General features: G+C 36.9%; 2 protein-coding genes. One reads left to right on the top strand and one right to left on the bottom strand.

Features of this window, described 5'->3' with window-relative positions; all coding sequences use genetic code 11:
* Positions 1–282 precede the first annotated feature (282 nt).
* The gene (locus JQC92_RS22160) at positions 283–1,299 is read left to right on the top strand and encodes a hypothetical protein (protein WP_205001696.1); all 1,017 of its coding nucleotides are present in this window, start codon (positions 283–285) and stop codon (positions 1,297–1,299) included.
* A gap of 125 nt (positions 1,300–1,424) precedes the next feature.
* Here the strand turns inward: JQC92_RS22160 and JQC92_RS22155 are convergent, their stop codons facing one another.
* Positions 1,425–1,556, bottom strand: coding sequence for a DUF4156 domain-containing protein (locus tag JQC92_RS22155; RefSeq protein WP_205001695.1), 132 nt, complete (start codon positions 1,554–1,556; stop codon positions 1,425–1,427).
* Positions 1,557–1,711 lie beyond the last annotated feature (155 nt).

Genomic DNA, 1,711 nt, shown 5'->3' with positions numbered 1-1,711 from the left:
TTGGTGAGGAAATCTGTAAGATTTACAACATTGCGTAGGTAAAAAAACAGAAAGTGTAGCTTCTTAGTTGAAGCCGCTTGTCATGCATAAAATTTAGGATACCAGACGATGTATTATTATTTTAGTGTTAAAAATCAGGTTAAATTTGAAATATAAATTTAACCTGATTACCCATGCGGAATATGGGTTACTATTAATCTTTATTCATTAATATTGCAGTTACCCTGCAATAGATTTAAATAAAGCTATAAGGCCGAAATTTTGCATGGAGGTCATTGCGATATGTCGATAGTTACAGAAAGTGGCCCACAAGCAACCTGTACTCATGAGCAATTACGAAATATTGTCGTACGCCAAATTTGGGGGAACGGCTTAGACCCTATTTATCCTAAGCTGACTATCGGCCAATATGAATATGATCTAATTACTCCATTCGACAGAACCTCCTTAAATGAGAACTTTTACACAAATAATCTATACAAAGGTGATTACTTCACCCCACAACCTTTCACAGTTCGAAGATGTGGGGTAGACGAAAAGCCCAACTGGATTCAAAGGACTTTCTTTAGGCGATTCAATAAAGAAGAAAGACAAAAACGCCAGCTAGAAAAAACATTGAATCAAATTCTCAAAGAAGAAAGCTATTGTGCATCCAGTTTATCAAACCCAATGCGTACCCTTATTAAAGACTGTATCAAAAGAGAGAAGCCTGCTCTATTTGATACCACAGAGCCACCTCTTCCGAACCAAGAACCTTCTACAAAAAAAGAACTCGAAGATTCACATTCTAGCCAAGCTACTGACAGTGACAATGACTCAGACAATCGTTTTGAAATCAGTTCCGTCACATTAAACAGTGAGTCACCTGCTAGCAGTCTTAGTACTACTTCAATACGAAGTAATTTGAACCAAGAATCTGACACCGATTCTACAATTGATGTAAATGTGCCAAGAAAAAATAGAGCTAATAGATACCAAGACTTTATTTTAGAAAGCGTGCAACTCCCTACTAGTAGTACTAACTTAACAACGTCGAGCTTTAAAGACAGATGTCCTGTCACTTTTCGGCCTTTAACACCTGAAAATACCCTCTGCATTGAATACCAAGGTACTAGAACATTACTCTCTAGAACTGCAGTAAGAAAGATAATTGTACAAAGAGAAGTCGCACTTGAGCACAAAAGCTTAAGTAATGCATTAAAAGGCGGAGTGCTTTGCCAAGTCACAAGTGATAATTATGATGTGCAGCCAGCAACAACTAGAGTAAGGCGATTTATACAGAGCTTACTTAATTGGTAAAATTAAAATGAGGCTTAAAAGCCTCTCTGTTTAAAAGTACTCAAAGTAAAAGGTAACATTACTTCTTACAAAAATACGCTTTCCCTACTACTGTGGTATTTGTTGTTCCTAATGAGCCATAGGCATTAAGTATTTTTCATATCTTGAATATAAACTACATTAGTGCCATGCTGATGCGCTTTGTTTCTCAGTTCATTTCGAGCACCAATCACCAAATCTTCATTCGGCGTAAGGTCACCCGTTAGAAAGTGGCTCATATCGTAATTCAAACTGCTCTGATAAACTTGTCTGAGTGTTTGCCTTTGAGATACTTTTCAAAATGGAAATTCTCAGTATAGTTAACCTAATTAGCAACAAGAAATGCTACGAAAGGGTTCGTCAATTGAGGTGGAAAGAAGGCGTTACTTGTCCA

The sequence above is a fragment of the Parashewanella hymeniacidonis genome (genome assembly GCF_016900895.1).
Taxonomy (GTDB): Bacteria; Pseudomonadota; Gammaproteobacteria; order Enterobacterales; family Shewanellaceae; genus Parashewanella; species Parashewanella hymeniacidonis.
The sequence above is the reverse complement of the archived record's forward strand: the minus strand, read 5'-3'. Positions and strand labels throughout refer to the sequence as shown.

Coding starts and splice junctions, on each gene's coding strand:
- JQC92_RS22155 (WP_205001695.1), bottom strand. CDS start 1,556: ATGAGCCACTTTCTAACGGGTGACCTTACGCCGAATGAAGATTTGGTG.
- JQC92_RS22160 (WP_205001696.1), top strand. CDS start 283: ATGTCGATAGTTACAGAAAGTGGCCCACAAGCAACCTGTACTCATGAG.